This window comes from Methylobacterium sp. Leaf89, from assembly GCF_001422215.1.
Lineage (GTDB): Bacteria > Pseudomonadota > Alphaproteobacteria > Rhizobiales > Beijerinckiaceae > Methylobacterium.
The window spans coordinates 1-251 of record NZ_LMML01000005.1; the positions used below are offsets into that span (position 1 = coordinate 1).

Annotated in this window: 1 protein-coding gene; it reads left to right on the forward strand. The window is 61.0% G+C overall.

Translation table 11 applies throughout. From position 1 onward, the window contains the following. The coding region (locus ASF18_RS02985) for an integrase core domain-containing protein (RefSeq protein ID WP_156649602.1) at positions 1–251 on the forward strand (251 nt) is incomplete at both ends.

Genomic DNA, 251 nt, shown 5'->3' on the forward strand with positions numbered 1-251 from the left:
TCTGTTCAGTTTGCGCGGCGTGCCCGGTCATATCCGCTCGGACAACGGGCCGGAGTTCATCGCTAAGGTCGTACAGGACTGGATCGCGGCGGTGGGATCGACGACCGCCTACATCGAATTAGGCAGTCCGTGGGAGAACGGGTATTGCGAGAGCTTCAACGCGAAGCTGCGCGATGAACTCCTCGACGGCGAGGTGTTCTACACCCTGAAGGAAGCCAGCGTCGTGATCGAGCAATGGCGGCGGCACGACA